The sequence below is a fragment of the Streptomyces sp. NPDC047982 genome (genome assembly GCF_043204165.1).
In the GTDB taxonomy this organism is placed as follows: Bacteria; Actinomycetota; Actinomycetes; order Streptomycetales; family Streptomycetaceae; genus Streptomyces.
The window spans coordinates 132,602-152,701 of record NZ_JBIDBS010000013.1 but is presented as its reverse complement, the minus strand read 5'-3'; the positions used below and the strand labels follow the sequence as shown (position 1 = coordinate 152,701).

The window sequence follows — 20,100 nt, the reverse complement described above, 5'->3', positions numbered from 1 at the left end:
CCAGCCTGTTGGAGACCCTTACGCCCCGTGTCGGCACGGTCGGTTGCTGCCGCATGCCGTCGGACGTGTACACGGCCCCTGATGGGCGTCGAACTCGGGCGGCAGGGACCGGTGTTCGGGATCGGTCGGGTGGAGGAGTTCGCAGACAGGCTGCCAGACCCGGTGGTGCGGAACGCCGGAAGGACCTGGGCCCGGGACCGCCTGAGCCCACCGGGCGGCCTGGGCAGCCCGGTGGGCTCAGCGGTGGGTCACGACCAGGACGCGGCCACCAGCGAGCGTTCCGCAGCCACCCGGGGCACGGCCGAGGCGAGCCAGGCTCTTGCGTAGGCGTCGGCCGAGAGGTCGGTCAGGCGGCCGAAGGTGTCGCGGGGGCGGCGACCCGCCTCCGTTGTCAGGGCCTGTGCGAGGTGGGCCGCTGCGCCGATCTCCGCCCGGGTCAGGCGGGCGGAGAGCGAGGCCGCGTCCGTTCCTCGGCCTGCGTCGGCCACGGCACGGCGACCGCCCGCGACGCCCGTCCAACAGGCGCCGGACACGCCACAGCGGTGCCTGCGCCAGCGGGTCGGGGCCCGCGGTGACCGGCCCGCGGTCCGCGGATCCCGCCGTCTGGCGGGGGAAGTGCTCGCTCTGGAGCCGGTCACGGCCCAGGTCGGCACGGCCCTTCCACGCGTCCTGCAGCCGCAGCATGGCGGACTCCCCCGCCACCGGCCCGACGGCAGTGGCCGGAGCGTCGCCGCCCGGTCGGGGCGGCCGAGCACAGGCAGAGCGAGCCCCGGGTGTTCGGCGATCCGGCGCAGGTTGGCGGCGTGCGGCCAGCTCCGGCCAGGGGTGTGCGGGGCGGAGGCGCAGCAGCGGAGCGCGAGCACGTCAGTGCGTCCCGCGTCGGCGGCCCGCGCGGGGACCTCCTCGCGTACGTCGGTGCCGCCTGGAGCTCGCCAGGGCCGTCCACAACGGCAAGGAGTGCGGCGAGGTTCCCCCGGACGCCGACCCCGACCTCGCCGGCCTCGAACTGCACAGCCTGACCGAGGGGCGGCCCTTCAGCTCGGGTCCGACCCCGACGACGCCGCCCGCGCCGCTATCAGTCTCGTGGCGAAGCGGGCCCGGGCCGTGTTCCCAGGGCGTTGCCGCCAGTACGGATGAACGCGGGGCGTCGGTGGCCCAGCCGCTCGCCGTGCCATCGCAGCGCGTCGTCCGTGGCACGCAGCCGCATGCCCCGCAGGACCCTCTCCCTCTTACCGTGCCGCTCCACCGCTCCGTCCTTCGAGATTGCCAACCCGGCAAGGCTGTTCGCGGTGGGCGGGTGCCGAGCCGCATGATCGACGGGTAGCCGCGTCCGCCCGCGAACCGAGGAGAAGCCTATGCAGCCCGAACCCGCCGCCGAGTTCCGCCACCGCACCGTTGAGGCCCCGGCCGGGCGCCTGCATCTGGTCGAGCAGGGAACCGGCCCGCTGGTCCTGCTCGTGCACGGCTTCCCCGAGTCCTGGTACTCCTGGCGCCGACAGTTTCCGGCCCTCGTCACGGCCGGCTACCGGGCGGTGGCGATCGACGTGCGCGGTTACGGCCGTTCCTCCAAGCCTGAGGCGACCGACGCCTACCGGATGCTCGGCCTGGTGGAGGACAACGTCGCCGTCGTGCGCGCCCTCGGCGAGGAGAGCGCGGTGGTCGTCGGCCACGACTGGGGCTCCAACATCGCCGCCGCCTCCGCCCTGCTCCACCCCGAGGTCTTCCGCGCCGTCGGCCTGCTGAGCGTCCCCTACGCGCCGCCCGGCGGCCCCCGCCCCACCGACATCTTCGGCCAGATAGGCGGTCCCGAGCGGGAGTTCTACGTCTCCTACTTCCAGGAGCCCGGCCGCGCCGAGGCGGAGATCGAGCCTGACGTCCGAGGCTGGCTCGCGGGCTTCTACGCGGCTCTGTCCGCCGACACCATGCCCGCCCAGGGCGAGCCCGACCCGCACTTCGTCGCCCGCGGCGGCCGGCTGCGCGACCGCTTCCCCACAGGCGCCCTCCCGGCCTGGCTGAGCGAGGACGACCTCGACGTCTACGCCGGGGAGTTCGAGCGCACCGGCCTCACCGGCGCCCTCAACCGCTACCGCAACATGGACCGAGACTGGGAAGACTTCACCCCGCACCGCGGAGCCCCGATCGAACAGCCGTCCCTGTTCATCGGCGGCGCCCTGGACGCCTCCACCACCTGGATGTCCGATGCCATCGACGCCTACCCCACCACCCTCCCCGGCCTGTCGGCCTCCCACCTCCTGGACGGCTGCGGCCACTGGATCCAGCAGGAGCGCCCCGACGAGGTCAACCGCCTGCTGACCGACTGGCTCGCCTCCCTCCAGGGGCTGAACCAGCGGGACGACCGGGCAAATTGACGACACGTTCGGGGCAGGCGGCGGTGACAAAGCGCATAGCCGTCTGCTCGCTGATGCTGAACAGCCGCATCCGCCTGCGCGGGGCGATGCTTTCGGTGCTTCTTGAGGATGCGGGCCCTGGCTCAGGTCGCTCAGCGCGAGACCGCGGACAGCGGCTCCGCAGCCTGTCAGACAGCGCGGCGGCGCTCAACGTGGTGGCATCCGGCACCGCGGGCGCCGCCACACCGTTGTTCACGCTGTGCGACGACAGCAGCTTCGTCGGCCGCTCGTACACCATCTACGGCTACGAGGGCGGCTGTGACCGCGCCGGCTACAGGTACCCCGCGTTAGGCTGGTCGTACAACGACTTTGCGCGGTCGATTCGGCTGCACGGTGCCTGCAACACGGCCAACCTCCATGAACACGCGAACCGTGGCGGCGCGGTGAGTGGGCGGGACCTCCTCACGCCCGCAGACCGGCGCGGCCTGACCCCGCTCTTCTGGTTCGGCGAACGTCCAATCTCACTTCGAGTAGCGGACCTTGCAGAGTGCCGTCCACTTTCGCTCAGCCTCGTGCACCCTCTCCAGCGCTGCTGTGCTGTTCTGTTGTCTTCGTAGCGTGGCCGCCCAGTCCTGGTGGGCGTATACCGACTCGCGCAACCTCCCACGGAGCTCAGGCTCATCGGTTGCCTCCGCAGCCGTGAGTAACCTCTCGGCATATGCCAGGGCATCCGCTTGCCATTCCTCTGACGTCACAGTGGTCGTCTGGACATTGCGAGCGGCGACTGCCAGGGCGCAAGCTTTGGACCGGGCGGAGTCCTTGTCGTTCAACAGGTCGTCGAAACTCGTGATGCCGAAGAACGCCAAGACGGCGATCACGGACACCGCGATCCCCAGGCCCGTAGCGAATTTCTGCGTGCCAGAACCGTCGCTCACCTCTGTGCCCCCGCCACCCGAAAGCGTTGCCACCTCGAGCATAGGGCCAGGGCGGTAGTTGGCGGAGCGTCTTGTCTGGCACCGGTCCTGGCCATGCAGACCGACAAGCTCACCCTCCCTCAGAGCTCGTAACACGAGCATGAGTGGGTCTTCTTGAGGCGTCGCTAGCAGATGAGGCTGCAGGCGAGGGAGACGAAGGCGTCGTGGAGTCCGGTGCGTCGTTCCCATCGGACGGCGAGGCGTTCATCGCCCGCCTCGCCCATGCCCACTGCTCCCCGCCCGCCTACCTGCGGCGTTTCTCGCGGGAGCTCCCGGATATCGCGGCAGCCCGTCCTGGGAACGGCTCGCGGCCGTCACCGGACGTGACGCCGGACAGCTACGGAAGACTCCCGACACCGCCGCAGCGCGGTGCCGGGCTCCGTCTGGTCGAACGCCGTACCGTCGCTGTTCTCCGCGTCGCGGAAGTAGGCGTCGCGGACCGGTGGGGAGCCTTCATGCTCGTGATCCGCACCGGCATCCCTTCTGCCTCGGTCGTCAGCTCCGGGTGGGGGTTGAACAGGTCGTGCCGGTGTACGGCGTTCAGGAGAGCCTGCTCGCACCGGTTCGCCTGGGACTGGCGCTGGTCGAGGAGCACGACGGTGACCTGCTCGCCGTCCACGCCCGCGCGACCGGACCTGCCCGATCGCGAACCGCCGCCTCGTACGGCCTTCGTCGTGCACGCAGGCGTTCTCCTGCTGTCCCGCCAGACTTCGTGGACCGGGATGCTGGCGCAGCGTGACGTGCGTCACGGGAACTGAGTGGGTGGGGCGGACAACGATCTACGTGGACTATTCACTGCATGCCCGGATCCGGGCAGGAGATCCGGAGGCGTTCCGGGAGCTTTTCCGCGACTATGCGCAGTTGGTGTTCCGTCATTCCGTGCGTGTGACGGGTGATTGGGCGGCGGCTGAGGATGTCGTCTCGCTGACGTTTCTGGAGGCGTGGCGGTTGCGGGCCCGGCTGCGGGACGAGGGGGACAGCCCGCGGCCCTGGGTGATGGGTATTGCCGCGAACGTGCTGCGCAACATTTCCCGGGCCGCGCGGCGTCATGCGTACGCGGTGGCTCGCATGCCTGCCAAGGAGGCGATGCCGGACTTCGCCGATGAGCTGGTGGGGCGGATGGCTGATGCCGAGGAACTGGCCGCTGCCGGGCGGGCGCTGGCCAAGCTGCGGCGCGGTGAGCGGGAGGTGTTCACGTTGTGCGTGTGGTCCGGGCTCGGCTACGCGGAGGCGGCGTTGGCGCTGGGGGTGCCGTTGGGCACGGTCCGTTCACGGCTGTCGCGTGCCCGCGCCCGGCTGCGCAAGCTCGCGCACGAGGAACTCGCCGTAGCTCGAAGGAGCGGGCGAAGCGGCATGGAACCCCTCCCGCGCCGCGGACAACAACAGGGCAGCCGCACCCTTGCGGCCCGGTCGGACGAGGAGAAGCACCGATGATCCCCACCCCGTGGCGACGGCCCGAGGCTCCGGACCCCGCGGAGCTGGCCCGGCTCCTGCCGGCGCCGGGCGATCCGGTCATGCCGCGCGACCGGCACCACCAACTCGAGGAGTTCTTGATGAAGCAGATCCAGCAGCAGACCGTCCCTGCCCCGGCGCCGGCCGCCCCGCGCCGCCGGGTCCTGCTGATCGGGGTGCCGGTCACTGCACTCGCCGTGGCCGCCGGCATCACATTCGCCCTGGCCGGCACCGGCTCCGACTCGCCTGGGAAGCCTGCCTCGGTCGCGGCCCCGGTCGTGGCAGCCCCGGTCGCGGCCCCGGTCGTCCAGCTCGAACCGGGCAGTACCGTACAGCTGGCCTCCACCACGAAGCGCATCGCCGACGCCACCGCCCGGCACGCCACACCCCAGCCGTCCCAGGATCAGTACGTCTACGTCAAGACCAAGGTCTCCCACCTCTCCACCAAGGTGAGCACCGACACCAACGCGTCCCGGACATGGGTCGAGCCCCTGCACACGCGTGAGGTGTGGATGTCCCCCGACGGCCTCAAGGGGTGGCTGGACGAGCCCGGCTACCAGCCCGAGGGAGGGATCACCCTCGACCGCGACGAACCCGGCGACTCCTACTACAAGGTCAAGGCCCTGCCCACCGACCCCGACACCCTGCTCAAGCGGATCTACGCACGCACCAACAGCGAAAGCGACCGCGACCAGCAGGCATTCACCCTCATCGGAGACGTCCTGAGCGAACAGTTGGTCCCCGCCCGCACCGCCGCCGCCCTCTACCAGGCCGCCGCGAAGATCCCCGGGGTGGTCGTCGTGGAACACTCGCAGGACGCGGCAGGCCGTGACGGCGTCGCCCTCGCCCGCCTCGACGCCCGAACCGGCGTGCGCACCGAATGGATCTTCGACCGGCATACCTACACCTACCTGGGCAGCCGAGGCGTCCAGGTCAACGCCGTGGACAACGTCAAGCCGGGCACGGTCGTCGACCGCACCGCAGTCCTCGAACGCGCCGTCGTGGACCACAAGAAGCAGCGCCCCACCAGCCCGGATGCCGCCTGACAGAGCCGTCCGCGCAGCAGTCGGGTGGGGTCACCGGCCCGTAACCGGTGACCGCACCCGGCGGACCGGCCACCACGACGAGGGCCCGATGGGGCCGTCTCGCGCGCCGTGTCGGCGACCAGATCGGTCAGGCGAACTCGGGCGTCATGGCGACGGCCATCTTCAGGTGCGAAGAGGCTTGGCCCTCATCCCCCAGGCGCTGGAGGGTGCGCCCGAGCATGAGCCTCGCATAGGAGTCGTCCGGCGCGTCGTTGATCAACTGTTCCAGTATGTCGCGGGCCCGGGTCAGTTGCGCGGAGTGGAAGTAGCCGCGGGCCGCTATACGACGGACGTTCAGGTCATCCGAGTAATCGTCGAGCAAAGGCTTCAGCAGGGTAAGGGCGCCGAGCGGCTGCCGCTGGTCCAGCAGGGACTCGGCCCAGCGCAATCGCTGGACCTCCTGCGGCACCTTGCGCCCAAAGTCGCCTGCGGCGAGAAAGTCCGCAATCGCCTCCGGCGGCTGGGCGCCGGCAAGGGCCCGGTCACCGACCACGATCGTCGGTGATGTCGTGATGCCTCGTGCTTTGCCGATCAGAAGGAGCTCCCGTACCTCTCGGTCGCCCGCGTCGGTGTCCAGGAGCTCCGCGCCCTCGGCAAATCCGGAGCGGACGGCGGCCGCCCCGAGGCGTCGGCGGTCACTGATGTCGTCGCCATCGATGAAGTGCGCCTTCAGTACCTGCTCGGCGACCTCGTTCTGCAGCGCGGCGCTGCCGCGCTCCCCGGCCAGGTGGAGGAGACGGTGAGCGTCGTGGCTGCTGGCGTGCCAGGCCGCTCCCCACTGCGGCCCCAGTCCTTCGTCCGCCGCGATCTGGGAGACGCGGATCCGGTTCTCCGCCGAAGACAGACCCGGGGCGCACTGCCGCAACGTGGCGTCCACCAGCGGATCGCGCCACGTCTCCTCGAGGGGAACGGCTCGGTCCGGCGCGGTCGGGTCGATGCGGAACGGACGCCAGACCACCTCGGCGCTGGCATCGGCGAGTGCCGGACTGGCCAGCGCCTTCTCCAGGCGCCGCTTGCCGATGTAAGCCCATGGACAGACCATGTCCGCCCAGATCTCGATTCGCATACCCGGAACACTAACCGACACCCGTCGATTATCAAGGCAACAGATGTCGGTTAGTGTGCAGCAATGAACCTGGACGACCCGCGTGCCCAGCGCAGCCGGGCCCGGCTGCGCACGGCGATCCTGGAACTCGCCGCGGTCAAGGACCCCGCCGCGATCACCATGTCGGAGGTCGCCAAGCACGCCGAGGTGAACCGGGCCACCGTGTATCAGCACTTCCCCGATGTGAACGCGCTCGTGACGGACGCCATGGAAGACGCGGTGGCGCATGTGGCATGCGTGGCAGCCCTGTGCCCTCTCGACGCGCCTCGGGACGACGCGCCCCAGCCCTTGAACGATTTATTCCAGCACATCGCCGACAACGCAGCCCTGTACCGCCGCATGTTGGGCCCCCAGGGAAGTGCATTGCTCGCCGCGCGCATGCGGGAACGGCTGACCAGCGAACTCGTCACCTCATTCCGCGAAGGACGCCGCCCCGCCGGGTTCGACGATGTGCCGGAGGAAGTACATGCGGCGTATCTGGCCGGCGCCTTGATCGGCGTGATCACCACCTGGACCACTGAGGACGCGCCGGTGTCCGCGCCGACGATGGCCCTTGCCTTCTGGAGGATGTTCCAGCGCTGACTCCCCAACGGCCGGGCGGGCGCGGCGATGGTGCCAGGTTGCCAGGTTGCGGCGTCGGCGCGGCCGCGTTCTCGGGGGAGGCGCGGGCGTTTGCGTACGCGCTCAACGGACCACCGCCCCGAGGTCGCACACTCACCCGACCTGGACGCGTGTCAGCCGAGTCGCCCAGGTACACGCCCCCTGACCAGCAGGAACAGCGAACTGCGACTGGAGCACCAAGCGCTGCACAGGCGGCGGGACGGGGGGGGGGGGGGGGGGGGGGGGGGGGGGGGCGCGGCGGCGCCGCCCCCCCCCCCGCCCCCCCGCCCCCCCCCCCCCGCCGCGGCCGGGGGGGGGGGCGGCCCCCCCCCCCCCCCCCCCCCCCCCCCCGTTACTGCCCGCTGACGTCCCCTTCTCCGGCCGAGCCGGGCCGCCGCGGGCGCTACCGCCACGGAGTGAGGTTCGCCGGCCCACGGCCATGACGTGCGCCCGGCATCCGGCCGCGCGGCGGCTCACGCCCGGCGGAGCCCAGCGCATCCGTCTGCTGGACCGGTGTCAGTGCGGCACAGGGATGAACCGCTTCAAGGGCTCCAGGCGTGTGCTGATGTCGGTCAGCAGGCGCTCGGTGTGCGGCACTGCGCGGGGTGAGAGGGCCGCGGTCGCCACGGCGAGGGCGACTCCGGTCCAGGCGAGCGGGCCCAGCGGGGTGCAGTCGAAGAAGTGGCTGACCCCGGGGGTCTGGACGAGCGCGATGAGGAAGGCGGCGGTGCCGAGGACGGTGGCCAGGATCAGGAGGCTGTGGCGACGGTCGAGGAGGATCTGTGTGAGCTGCGCCCCGACCACGCCGCACAGGGCCATCGTGCTGGTGCGCCGGGCCGTGCCCGGTGTGAGGTGGCCGATCAGCCAGGCGCAGGCGGCTCCGATGCCGGTGACCACGCCGCGTTGCCGGATCTGGCGGTTCAGGGGGGACTGGAGGGCGGCCAGGCCCACGGATCGGCTGCCCGGCTGCGGGTCCTGGGGGGTCACGGCGACGGCCATCGCGGGGAACATGTCGGTGAGCAGGTTGACCAGCAGCAGTTGGCGGGTGGACAGCGGGGAAGCCCCGGCGAACAGGGTGCCGAGGACGGAGAAGCCGACCTCTCCGGCGTTGCCGCCGAGCAGGATGCTGATCGCGTCGGCGACGCTGTGCCACAGGGCCCGGCCTTCACCGATGGCGTCGGTGAGAACGGAGAGTTCGTCGGTGGTGATCACCAGGTCCGCAGCGTTGCGGGCGGCCGCGGATCCCCGGGTGGCGATTCCGACGCCGACGTCGGCGGCACGGATGGCGGCTGCGTCGTTCGCGCCGTCGCCGACCATGCCGACGACGCGTCCGGCGCCCCGTAGCGCTTCGATGACCTGGAGTTTCTGCTCGGGAGCGACTCTGGCGATCACGTCGCAGTCCTTCAGGGACCTGATCTGCCCGGCCCGGTCGAGCGTGGCGAGTTCGTCACCGGTGACGACCGTGACGTCCGTCGGCCAGCCCAGGGCACGTGCCACCGTCTGGGCGGTCCGGGGATGATCGCCGGTGAGCATGACGGGCCGTACGCCCATGTTGTTCAGCCCCGCGACCAGCGGTGCGGAGCTGGGGCGGGGGGTGTCGGCGAGTGCCACGAACCCCATGAACTCCAGGAGTTCGAGGGGCTTGTCCAGCGACTCGTCCGGTGATTGGCCCGTCTCGTCGTCCGCGGACAGCCGACGCTGAGCGAGGGCCAGGAGCCGCAGACCTCGTGCGGCGAGCCTGAGTGCGGGATCGAGGGCGTCCGGACCGGCGTCGGGGCAGCTGGGCAGAACGACTTCCGGTGCGCCCTTGACGACCAGCAGGTGGGCGCCGTCGGGTCCGCAGCCCACGGCAGCGGCGTAGCCGCGGCTGGCCTCGAAGGGCCGTCCTGCGAGGGTGGTCCACTGCGTGTCGTGCGGGGCTGCGGCCAGGACTGCCGCGTCGGTGGAGTGAGCATGTGCGCCGCTGTCCTGGGCGGGGCGGGGGCAGGCACGCGCGGCGAGACGCAGGAGCGGTGCCGCCTCGGGATCGGACGGCTGGTGCTCGGTGCCGGAGGCGGTGGCGAGCTGGACGACCTTCAGGCGGTTCTCGGTCAGTGTGCCGGTCTTGTCGAAGCACAGGGTGTCCATGCGCCCCAGTGCTTCCAGGCTGCGCGGGGTGCGGACGAGAACGCCCAGCCTGCTCAGCCTCCGTGCCGCCGCCATCTGCGCCACCGTCGCCACCAGCGGCATGCCTTCGGGGACGGCGGCGACGGCGACCGCCAGTCCGCCTCGCAGGGCGGTGCGCATCGGGCTCCCGCGCAGCAGGGACAGCCCGGCCACGGCGGCACCGCCGAGGAGGGTGAGGGGCAACACCTTGCGGGTCAGTTCGTGCAGCCGTGCCTGGGCCCCCGCCGATGTGGGAACACGGGCGGCGAGCGCGGCGGCGCGGCCGGCCTCGGTCTGGGCGCCCGTGGCCACCACGACCGCTCGGGCGCGACCGGCCACGACGGTGGTGCTCTGGAAGACCATGCAACTGCGGTCGGCCACGGCTGCCTGTGGCTTCGACGCCAACTGCTTGCGGGTCGGCAGGGACTCGCCGGTGAGTGCGGACTCGTCCACCTCCAGGTCCTCGACCTCCAGCAGCCGTGCATCGGCGGGCACCACGTCGTTGGTACGCAGCTCGATCACCTCGCCCAGAGCCAGGCTCTCCGCCGCCACGACGGACGGCTGCTCGTCTCTCGGGCCGGCCAAGCGCCTGGCCGTGTGGCGCTGGCTGGTGACGAGGCCCGACAGGGCGCGTTCCGCGCGCAGCCGCTGCATACCGCCGACCAGGGCGTTGATCGTCACGGCGCTGGTGACCAGGAATGCGTCCACCGTGGAGCCGAGCAGGGCGGATGCTGTGGCGCCGACCATCAGGACCGGCGTCAGGGGATCGTCGAGTTCGGCCCATGTGACGATCAGCAGACGCAAACCCCAGCGCGCCGGGGAGATGAACGGGGAGACGTACGGATGCGCCGCGGCGGCACGCGCGACGCGGCTCGCGTCGGCGCGCAGCGTCATCAGGGCGGTGGGGGCGGAGCGCGGCGCCCCGGCCAGCCGGGCCAGCACCTCTCCCGGCTCCAGCGCGTGCCAGGGCACCCGCGGCCTGGGGTGTGGAGTGGCGTGCACGGCAGTGCCCAGCGCGGCCCACCAGCCCCAGACCAGCGCCGCGGCGACGGCGATGTTGACCGGGCTGAGCCGCACCTTGAGTGGAAAGGGCGGTCGACTGGTGCGCGTTCCTCTGCTGAGCACCAGCAGCGCGGACAGTGCCGCGCCTGCCTCGGTGAAGAACTTGGCATGGCTGCCGACCGTCCGTGCCGCCGGGACCGCGCACAGGAGCCGCCACACACCCGCCAGCCCGCGCACGCACATCACGTCCGCACCCCAGACGACGGCGCTGCGCTTGTCGGTGATCGCGACGGCGATGTCGCCGGCGAGGAGCCCTTCGGTCACGTCCCGGCCGCGGGCGGACAACCGTGGTCTGGCCGGCCCCGACAACAGGGGGCGGCCAGAGGCGTATTCGTGCGGAACGCGAGCCACCGTCAACACCGTCCGCCCCTCGTCCTGCAGGGCTCGGACCACACGGGCGAACGGCCGGTCGGCGGGGGCGAGTTCATCGGCCAGTACCCCGAACTCGCCCAATGACTCGTCCTCCAGGACCACAACGTGCAGGCCCGCGCGCCGGGCCGCGTCCATCGCGGCCTCGGCCATCGGGTCGGTCTCCCAGCCGACCAGCACGGTGCCGACGTCCCGGTCGCCCACCGAGGCGATCATCATGCCCGTCTCCGCGGGCGGGCCGCCGGGTACCGGGCGCAGGCCGAGGCAGGCTTCCTCCGCCATACCGGCTGCCCCGCCGTTCGCCCACGAGACATCCCACGACGCATCCCACGAGGCCCCCTGGAGAGCCCTGGTGGCGGCCTGCCAGAGCCGGTGCCGGTCCCAGTCGTCGGTGCTCGGGTGAACCTCCAGCACACACAGCCGGTAGCGGTGCAGCGCTTCCGGGTGCAGCACCACGGTGTCCACGAGTTCGAGCCGACGCAGCCGCTCGATGTCGCGGACCAGGGCGTCCTCGCCGGCCAGCAAAGTGCTCAGCGCCGCGGTGAAGCCGGCCGGGCCGTACCGCGCCGCCTTGGGGGTCCCGGCAAGTGCGGCCTCGGCAGCTTCGCCCATGTCACGGGTGAACAACAGCGTCGTCGCCGCCCCGGCCAGCATGCCGTTCACGGCGGCGTCGGCGTACTCCTCCCCCGGGCAGGCCCGCAGCGCAGGGCGCTCGGCGTGGTCCCCGGCAACTGTCAGCCGGCTGGGTTCGCACAGTGCGTCGTGCACCGCGTCGAACGCGGCGAGCCGGGCCAGGGCCGCCACCAGTTGAGTGGTCCGCAGGGCCGCGTCCAGCAACAGCGGTGCGGGCGACTGACCGACGCCGTTGGCCGCCGCGTACGCCGCGGCGAGCAGCAGATCGGCACCGTCGGTGCCCAGCGGGCCCCGCAGCAGGGCCCGCACCCGCGAGTCCTCCCGCAGCAGCGTGGCCATGGCCGCCACCACCTGGGGCGCCTGCTGCACGTGAGCGCTCCGCGCGGCCAACGCGGCGGCGACACCAACGGCGTCGCACGCCAGGCCGACCAGGCTCGCGCGCACGCCCCCGGCAGCGCCCGGATGCGCGTGGGCCAGCGTCGGCTCACCTACACGCTCCAGACCGTGCCCGGCGGCCAATTCGGCCGCCGCATCCGCCACCACCTCATCGGCCGTGTCGTTGGCAAGCTGCACGACGAGCCGAGCCAGTCCCCCGTCCCAGTAGGCGCTCACCACATCAGGGTGCTCGCACAGTTCGGAGGCCACCTTCGCGGCCTCGGCCTCGAGGCGCGCCATCGACCTCACCGGCGCGTCCGGGGAGTGGTGCAGGACAAGGTGCATCCGAGATGCGGCGTGCCAGTATCCGACCTGAGGGGTCATCGCGTTACGGGCTGCCCTGCCGAACAGCAGTGCTGTGTTCGACACGGCCACCGCGCCGCTCACAGCACCTCTCGAACCGGCGCTGACGATCTCGGTCGCCACCCGTCCGGCCGCCGAAGCCGACATACGGCGCGTGACGCGGGCCGGCGCAGCGGCCAGCGCGCTGCTCAGCTCCGTGGCGGGCAGCAGGGTCAGCAAGCGCGACAGCATCTCTCACCTTCACGGGCTCGTCGTCAGACCGTTGTGCTGGGACTGGGCCTACGAGCCCGGGGGTGAGCGCACCGGCCACCCGATGACGGCCGGCGGGCCGTCAAGCACGCTGAACCGACGTCGGTTCAGCTCTTCTTCCGCCCGGCTGCCGCAGGCTTTCGCGCACTGCTGCGCTGCCCGGACGCACCGGCCTTCACCTTCCCTTTCGCGCCAGTCGTCTTTTTCGCCGGCGCCCTCGTCGGCGACTTGGGCTTCCGCGCAGCCGTCGTGGAGGCCGATGCCTTGGCCGACCTGGCCGCCTGTTCGGCCCGCGGCCCGCCACCGTCACCCGCCGGCTCCTCGATCACGTCCTCGGGACGGGGCTGGGTCAGCCACACCACCGCGGCGCCCGCGACCGCCACCGGCCACTCGATCAGCCCCGCCGCCCCGAGCAGGCCGGCCCCGGCATACGCCGTGACCCGCCGGGCGTGCGGCGAGATGACTCCGATGGAATCCAGCACGCCATCGGCGAGGCCTTTGACCTCCTCGACACCCGGGATCCTGTCCACCACCGCCGTCATGGTCTCCATGGGGTGCGCCAGAGCGTCCTGGACGGGATGCGTCGCCGGCTTCGTATCGCCGGAGCGCTGTCCGTCGGCTTTCGCAGCCATGATCGCTCCTTTCGAAAGGCTCTCGAGGCAGAGGGCGGCGTCACCGCTCCCCTCCCGCCTGCGGATTTATCGTCCCAAACGCAGGCACATCCGGCAATGTCAAGGAAACCGAACGGAGGCAAGCGACTACGTACTGTCGCACGATCTGCCGACAGGCTCACCCCGTCGCCAAAATCCGCGGGAAGCGACGCTCTACTTCACCGCTCTCCCCGACCTGTCGACGGCGACCTCTCGGAAACACACCCCGGCTTCGCTCTGTACTCAAGGCCCGACCTACTGGCCCAACGCACGGCGCGCACCGAGCGCCCCGGAACCGGCGTCGCCTGTCGCCGGATCGACGACCACCCCGCCCTCACCGGCCCGGACGGCAGGCATGTCCAGGAACCGGACCGCGAGGGTGCCTCTCGCCGCGGCCCTCGCCCCGTGTCGACCCCGCCCCGACCCGGCCGTCGGCCGCGCCTGCACACGCGTCCTCGCCACGCCGGAGCGGGCTGCCGCACTGTTCAACTGGGCCCCACGGCTGCGGAGCAGATCGACGGCGTCCACGAGGCCCGCCGTCACCTCGACATTCCTCGGGCCGCCGCCAACCGGTCACCGAACTGTCCGACCCGCCCTGGTAGCCGTCTCGGCGTTTCGGCCACCACCGCCACCAGGCCCGGCCCTTGCGGGACTTGAGTCCGGCACGACCGGCGGCATTCCACCGCGCATTCCTGGGCTTCACAGCTCGTCTGAAACACGCGTGTTCGAAAAGCGTGCGGGCTCGTTGAGCCTCACGACCCCGGTCACGACCGACAAGGAGACCCGTTTGACCTCGGCCGAGAACAAATCGCCTGACGCACAACCATCAGAGACGGACACACCGCTCGACACGGGCAGCGCCCACGAGGAGGAGTTCCTCTTCCGGGACGAGTCCCGGCTCCAGGCCGGTGCGCAGTTGACCACCGGCACGATGGCGCGGCGGCTGCCCGCGCTGGTGATGAGGTCGCTGAAGACGGCGTGGCAGGTGGACCGTGTCGCGACGGCCGGGCTGCTGGCGTGCCAGGTCGGCACGGGTGTACTCGCGGTGCTGGGGCTGCTCGCGGTCACGGGGACGATCACCGCGCTCATCGCGTCGGGTGACATCACCGAGCGCCTTTGGGAGGCGGCTCCGCAGCTCGCGGTCATCGCCTCGGCGGCCGGCCTGCGCGCGCTGCTGGGGATCACGGTGACGTGGCTGACCGCTCGGCTGCGCCCCGTGCTGGCCCGGGCGGCGGAGATCACCATGATCGAGGCGGCGATCGGTGCCGAGCTCGCGGCGAACAATCAGCCCGGCTACAACGATTCCTACGACATCGCCGACCGTGGTGCCCAGGTCACCCCGGACCTTGTCGATGAGGCCCAGGACGTGCTGGCCGCGACCGCGACCCTGGGGGCCGGGATGTACGTTCTCACGGTTCTGCACCCCGTGCTGCTCCCTCTGCTCCTCATGGCATGCCTGCCGCAGGCTGCGGCCTACGTGCGAGGGGCGCGCGTACTGTACCTGGCGGGACTGGAGACGTCGGGGCGCCGCCGCATGCTGTCCAAGCTGCGCTGGCACATGGCGTACATGGAGTCCGGCGAGGAGATGCGGGCGTGTCTGGCCGGGCCGTTCCTCCTCCGCCGGTACCGGCGGCTCGCCGATTCGGTCAACGCCGCTGAACGGAAGGCGGCGGACACAGGTGCGTGGATGGGGCTTGCCGGGGCGGCGGTCGGCGGCATGACGTCAGCGGCGGTGTGGGCGGCGCTGCTGTGGCTCCTGGCGTCCGGGCGGATGGATCTCGCGGCGGGCGGCAGCGCGGTCTTCGCCCTCCAGACGGCGACCGGATCCGTGCGCGGCATCATCAACGGCGGGGCCCGGCTGGTGCGCACGGGCTGGTACGTGCAGGACTGGCAGAGGTTCCTGGACAACGCGCACGGGCAGGCCATGGCCTCCTCCCGCGGCGCCAGGACGCTGCCCGGGCCGCCGGAACGGTTCGAGGTCCGCGACGTCACCTACCGGTACGACGGTGCCTCGAAGGACAGCCTGGCCGGGGTGTCCCTGCATGTGAAGCGCGGCGAGATCGTGGCACTGGTCGGGGAGAACGGGTCCGGCAAGTCCACTCTCTCCCGCCTGTTGTGCGGTCTGCTGCTGCCCACGTCCGGCACGGTGGCGTGGGACCACACAGCAACGGTCGACCTCGATCCATGGGAGGCATGGAAGCACGTCGGCCTGACCCCGCAGAAATACACCTACCTTCCGCTGAGCATGCGCGACAACATCACCTTCGGGCAGGGCGACACGAGCGATGCCGCGGTGCTGGCCGCGTGCGAGGCGTCCGGAGCAGCAGACATGCTGCCTGCCCTCCGGTCCGGACTGGACACCCTGCTGACCTCGGAGTGGTTCGGCGGGCAGCAACTGTCCGGAGGGCAATGGCAGCGGGTCGTGCTCACCAGGGCGTTCCACCGGCAGGCATCCCTGCTGGTGATGGACGAACCCACTGCGGCCCTCGACGCACGGGCCGAGCACCGCATCTTCACCGGGCTGCGGGATCTGGCGAAGGACCGAGCGATCCTGCTGATCACGCACCGGCTCACCAACGTCTGCGTCGCGGACCGGATCATCGTCCTCGATCAAGGACGAATCGTTCAAGAGGGTACCTACGAGGAGCTCACCCGTCGGCCGGGAGGGCTGTTCCGGTCCTTGTGGGAGCTCCAGCGCGCTGCGGAAACCGCCAGGAGGCCGCGATGAACCCTGCGGCCTCCCCGACACCACCCTGTGCGGGGTTCGGACGGCGGCATGTGGCTCCGGCCCCTGCCGCCGTCAAGGCGCGGTGGCTTGGTGTTCCCTCGTCCCACCGGGACCGGCCTGGCGGAGGTGGGGATGAGCGGCGCGCCCTCGTCGGAGAAGGAGTAAGGAGGCCCCGGCCTCGGAGCAGTTGCTGTTCGGCGGCCGGCTCACTTGGACATCGCGTGGAGCCGTCACCAAGGCGCGTGACTGGTCCTGATTCCGTGGGCCATGGCATGGGGAGTCGAGGCTGGTGGGGGTGGCCTCCGGTTGACGCATCGGGCCGACGTGCGCCCGTTGCGGGCCGTTTAGATGGCCGAGCTGGGCAGGGCCAACGGGCGGGCTGCCAGTCCGTGGGCCATCAACTCCGTGCTGGGACACATGTCAACCTGGTGGGCGGCAGGGGGCGCTGTGGCCTCCCGTGTGAATGCAGGGGGCACCGCGGAGAGGGCTGCTCCTGCGGGCACCTCGACCACCGGCGAGCACGCACCGGTGCCGGGCAGGGAGGAGAACCGCGGGACGTTCGAGAAGGTCGGCCGAATCGCGCCCTACCGGACCCGACGGCCTGTCCGGACCCTGAACCGTATGGGGGACACCGAATCCTTCCCGACAGGCCGGGACCACCCCGACGACGATCTCCAAGCCCTTGCCGAAGGCGCTACCGCTCCGCCGCCTCCAAAACCGCCCGACTGCCCGGACTGCGGCCTACGACAAGACCGGCGCCCCACCCTTTACCAAGGGCACTGGGTGCTTCTCGAACCCGGCATCGCCGTACCCGCTCATCACCTCCCGCCACGTCGGCGATGGGTCATCGGCGTGGACGGCATCGCGATCAACACCTGGGATGCCGAACCCGTCCCCGGTGCCCTGTCCCGCGTCGCACACCACCTCGTGTGCCCCTTCCCCACTGTCGCCCCTCTCTGGCCCTGGCCCCGGGGCATGGAGATGCGCGCGGAGAACAACCGTCGCTCATCATGGCTGTTCGACCTTCCGGGCCCGGAGACCTGCCCCATGCAGGACGAAGTGTGAGCGGGCCGCGGAGGCCATCCGCCCCTACTGACCCGGCTGACTCCTCACGCGGGTCACCACCTGCACCGGACTCGGAGGGCACCATCGGCCGCAGGCGCCGCGATCTTCCACGGCCCGTACCTCCTGCACCGTCGGGCGCATGACCTTCCCGAGCCCAAGGGCTGACCCCGATCGCCGGCCGGACGCCCGTCCCGGGCATGGTCCGTTCACCGGTTTCAGCGCCGGGCCGCGTCGCTGCGTCGGTGAGCAGTTCGGGCTGGTCGCGTCGGCCCCGCTGCCCGCCACGATCATGCGCGTTCCCACCGGTCCGTCGCGTCCGCGCGGCAGGCGTGGGCGCCACGGACCGTCGGCCTCGCGGTCGCGTGCCGTGCTGCGACGAGGCTGCCGGGCCCGGGCCGGGAACTCCTCCTTCGCGCCGGCCTCTGCGTGCCCGCGCCGGTGTCTCTCTCCCCCGGCAGAGGCGGGCGCATAATTTTGCGTGCAGTGCAAAGTTGCATTTAGCATGCACGTCCATGAGTACCGCCGATCATTCCCTCGGGCTGCGTGAACGCAAGAAGCGTGCGACACGTGATGCTCTCGCGGGTGCGGCGCTGCGCATGGCCGCGGACCGCGGAATCGAGAACGTGACCGTGGAAGCGGTCACCGAGGCGGTCGGCGTCTCCGTCCGTACCTTCTTCAACTACTTCCCGTGCCTGGAAGACGCGATCACACGGGCCGACCGGGACAACGCCGAGCGGATGCGCCAAGCCGTACTCGACGCACCGGAGGAACTCTCGGCACTCAGCGCTCTGCGCGAAGCCATCGCGCGAGAGCTCGCCCACATCGAAAGGGATCACGAGCGCTGGGAGCTCCAGACGGCCGTGCTCAGGAGAAGTCCGTCACTGCTGCCCGGCTTTCTGGCCGCCCAGGGCGCGGACGAACGCGCACTGGTCGCGGCGGTGGCGGAGCGCCTCGGCCGGGATCCCGACTCCGATCTCCGTCCTCGGCTTCTCGCGCACGTGGCGATCGCCGCTGTACGGGCCGCCGTAGAGCTCTGGGTGGCCTCCAGGCCCACCCGCACGTTCGAGAGCATCTACCGCGAGGCATTCGCTTCCCTGGCCGCCGGTCTGAACGACTGAAGCACACCGGGTGCCCCGTCGGGGCCCCTTCACCAGAAAATGAGGAACGTCAGCTGATGACCGCTGCTGTCACACCCGATGCCGGTGCGCCCGAGGAGGCCGCACCGGCCATGACACGCCGGCACATACTTCAGGCCATGTCGGGCCTGATGGCCGGCATGTTCGTGGCCATCCTCGCCTCCACAGTGGTCTCCAACGCCCTTCCCAGGATCATCTCCGACCTGAACGGCAGCCAGTCCTCGTACACCTGGGTGGTCACCGCGGAGCTCCTGGCGATGACGGCGACCGTCCCGATCTGGGGCAAGCTGTCCGACCTCTACGACAAGAAGCTGCTCATCCAGCTTTCCCTGTCGATGTTCGTCGTCGGCTCGCTCGTCGCCGGTTTCTCGCACAGTGTCGGTCTGCTGATCGTGAGCCGTGTGGTGCAGGGCATCGGTGCGGGCGGTCTCACCGCGCTCGCCCAGGTCGTGATGGCGGCGATCATTCCGCCCCGTGAACTCGGCCGCTACTCCGGCGTGTTCGGCGCCGTCTTCGCCGTCGGCACGGTCGCGGGACCGTTGATCGGCGGCGTGCTCGTGGACACGTCGTGGCTGGGGTGGCGCTGGTGCTTCTTCATCGGTGTGCCGTTCGCGTTGCTGGCGATCGTGCTTCTCCAGCTGACCCTGAAGCTGCCCACGGTCCGCCGGGACGTGAAGATCGACTATGCCGGTGCCGTCCTCATCATGAGCGGGGTCAGCGCCCTGCTGCTGTGGGTGACCCTCGCCGGCAACCGGTTCGACTGGGTGTCGTGGCAGACCGCCGTCCTGGTCATCACCGGTGTGGTCCTGCTGGTCGCTGCGGTCCTGGTCGAGTCCAGGGTCCCTGAGCCGATCATCCCGCTGGGCATCTTCCGCAATCGCACGGTGGCGCTGGCGACGGTGGCGAGCCTGCTGGTCGGCGTGGCCATGTTCGGCGGCACGGTGTTCCTCTCCCAGTACTTCCAGATCTCGCTCGGCAAGTCGCCGACCGTGGCGGGACTGATGAGCCTGCCGATGATCCTCGGTCTGATGGTCTCCACGACCGTCGCCGGGCAGATCATCTCCGCCCGGGGCAAGTGGAAGGGCTTCCTGATCGCGGGCGGCATCGTCATGACGGCGGGCATGGGCCTGCTGGCCACGATCGGTGCGGACTCCTCGTTCGGGCTGCTGAGCGTCTACATGGCGGTGCTCGGTGTCGGCGTCGGCATGCTGATGCAGAACCTGGTACTGGCGGCGCAGAACGACGTACCCGCGTCGGATCTCGGCTCGGCGACCTCGGTCCTGTCGTTCTTCCGCAGCCTCGGTGGGGCGATCGGCACGAGCGCACTGGGTGCCGTGCTCGGCCACCGGGTGACGAGCGAGTTGGAGAAGGGCTTCGGCGGGGCAGCGGGCGGGGGCTCGACGCACGGCATCCCCGACCTCAGCACCCTTCCCGAACCGGCCCGGCAGGTGGTGGAGCACGCCTACGGGGTCGCGACCGCCGAAGTCTTCCTGATCGGAGCGCCCTTCGCGTTCCTCGCCCTGGTCGCCGTGCTGTTCATCAAGGAGAAGCCGCTCAAGACGACGAGCGGCATGGAACGGCTCGCGGAGGAGAGCGCCGCGGCGGCGAAGACATCGGCTGCAGCCACGTACTGAACGCACCGGGTTGGGGGACGGCCGCGTGCCCGGACAGAGTCCGCGAACGCGCGTGATGCGGCGTACACGTAGGACGGGCGCGCGCGGCGGCGGAGGGCGGCGCGGCGGGGCCGGCGGAACCGGCGGG

General features: G+C 71.1%; 15 protein-coding genes. 8 read left to right on the top strand and 7 right to left on the bottom strand.

Annotated features, from left to right (window positions below; genetic code table 11):
* Positions 1-248: 248 nt before the first annotated feature.
* Both ACGF2V_RS18045 and ACGF2V_RS18040 read right to left on the bottom strand, forming a co-directional pair.
* Positions 249-488, bottom strand: a complete 240-nt coding sequence (locus tag ACGF2V_RS18045; protein WP_362707024.1) for a hypothetical protein — start codon at positions 486-488, stop codon at positions 249-251.
* Positions 489-1,075: 587 nt separating this feature from the next.
* Entirely contained in the window at positions 1,076-1,270 is a 195-nt protein-coding gene (locus ACGF2V_RS18040) for a hypothetical protein (RefSeq protein WP_362630792.1), read from the bottom strand.
* Between the two features lie 85 nt (positions 1,271-1,355).
* Here ACGF2V_RS18040 and ACGF2V_RS18035 point away from each other — a divergent pair, with 85 nt between their 5' ends.
* On the top strand, positions 1,356-2,369 hold the full coding sequence (locus tag ACGF2V_RS18035) for an alpha/beta hydrolase (protein WP_362707021.1): 1,014 nt from the start codon (positions 1,356-1,358) through the stop codon (positions 2,367-2,369).
* Positions 2,370-2,869: 500 nt separating this feature from the next.
* On the opposite strand, the gene ACGF2V_RS18030 is transcribed toward ACGF2V_RS18035, so the two are convergent.
* Together ACGF2V_RS18030 and ACGF2V_RS18025 are read right to left on the bottom strand one after the other, a co-directional pair.
* Positions 2,870-3,325: a hypothetical protein gene (locus ACGF2V_RS18030; protein WP_362630798.1), complete on the bottom strand. Its 456-nt coding sequence runs from the start codon at positions 3,323-3,325 to the stop codon at positions 2,870-2,872.
* 334 nt (positions 3,326-3,659) lie between these two features.
* Positions 3,660-3,917: a type I-U CRISPR-associated protein Cas7 gene (locus ACGF2V_RS18025; protein ID WP_362630823.1), complete on the bottom strand. Its 258-nt coding sequence runs from the start codon at positions 3,915-3,917 to the stop codon at positions 3,660-3,662.
* A 188-nt stretch (positions 3,918-4,105) separates the two neighbouring features.
* On the opposite strand from ACGF2V_RS18025, the gene ACGF2V_RS18020 reads away from it, so the two are divergent.
* On the top strand, positions 4,106-4,756 hold the full coding sequence (locus ACGF2V_RS18020) for an RNA polymerase sigma factor (protein ID WP_362630820.1): 651 nt from the start codon (positions 4,106-4,108) through the stop codon (positions 4,754-4,756).
* On the top strand, positions 4,753-5,820 hold the full coding sequence (locus ACGF2V_RS18015) for a CU044_5270 family protein (RefSeq protein ID WP_362707019.1): 1,068 nt from the start codon (positions 4,753-4,755) through the stop codon (positions 5,818-5,820). The genes ACGF2V_RS18020 and ACGF2V_RS18015 overlap by 4 nt, the downstream gene beginning before the upstream one ends.
* Positions 5,821-5,947: 127 nt before the next feature.
* On the opposite strand, the gene ACGF2V_RS18010 is transcribed toward ACGF2V_RS18015, so the two are convergent.
* Positions 5,948-6,925, bottom strand: a complete 978-nt coding sequence (locus tag ACGF2V_RS18010; protein ID WP_362707017.1) for a DsbA family protein — start codon at positions 6,923-6,925, stop codon at positions 5,948-5,950.
* A 63-nt stretch (positions 6,926-6,988) separates the two neighbouring features.
* Between ACGF2V_RS18010 and ACGF2V_RS18005 the strand changes: the two genes are divergently transcribed.
* The gene (locus tag ACGF2V_RS18005) at positions 6,989-7,546 is read left to right on the top strand and encodes a TetR/AcrR family transcriptional regulator (RefSeq protein WP_362707014.1); all 558 of its coding nucleotides are present in this window, start codon (positions 6,989-6,991) and stop codon (positions 7,544-7,546) included.
* Between the two features lie 534 nt (positions 7,547-8,080).
* On the opposite strand, the gene ACGF2V_RS18000 is transcribed toward ACGF2V_RS18005, so the two are convergent.
* Positions 8,081-12,742: a cation-translocating P-type ATPase gene (locus ACGF2V_RS18000; RefSeq protein WP_362707011.1), complete on the bottom strand. Its 4,662-nt coding sequence runs from the start codon at positions 12,740-12,742 to the stop codon at positions 8,081-8,083.
* Between the two features lie 125 nt (positions 12,743-12,867).
* Complete coding sequence (locus tag ACGF2V_RS17995; protein WP_362629922.1) at positions 12,868-13,392, bottom strand: hypothetical protein; 525 nt, start codon at positions 13,390-13,392, stop codon at positions 12,868-12,870.
* A gap of 805 nt (positions 13,393-14,197) precedes the next feature.
* On the opposite strand from ACGF2V_RS17995, the gene ACGF2V_RS17990 reads away from it, so the two are divergent.
* From ACGF2V_RS17990 to ACGF2V_RS17975, 4 genes are all read left to right on the top strand, one after another.
* Complete coding sequence (locus tag ACGF2V_RS17990; protein ID WP_362707008.1) at positions 14,198-16,138, top strand: ABC transporter ATP-binding protein; 1,941 nt, start codon at positions 14,198-14,200, stop codon at positions 16,136-16,138.
* 348 nt (positions 16,139-16,486) lie between these two features.
* Positions 16,487-17,203 carry a DUF6083 domain-containing protein gene (locus tag ACGF2V_RS17985; RefSeq protein WP_362707005.1) on the top strand — a complete coding sequence of 239 codons (717 nt, stop codon included), beginning with the start codon at positions 16,487-16,489 and terminating at the stop codon, positions 17,201-17,203.
* A gap of 512 nt (positions 17,204-17,715) precedes the next feature.
* Positions 17,716-18,321 carry a TetR family transcriptional regulator gene (locus ACGF2V_RS17980; RefSeq protein ID WP_362707003.1) on the top strand — a complete coding sequence of 202 codons (606 nt, stop codon included), beginning with the start codon at positions 17,716-17,718 and terminating at the stop codon, positions 18,319-18,321.
* A gap of 56 nt (positions 18,322-18,377) precedes the next feature.
* The gene (locus tag ACGF2V_RS17975) at positions 18,378-19,973 is read left to right on the top strand and encodes an MDR family MFS transporter (protein ID WP_362707000.1); all 1,596 of its coding nucleotides are present in this window, start codon (positions 18,378-18,380) and stop codon (positions 19,971-19,973) included.
* The last annotated feature ends 127 nt before the right edge of the window (positions 19,974-20,100 follow it).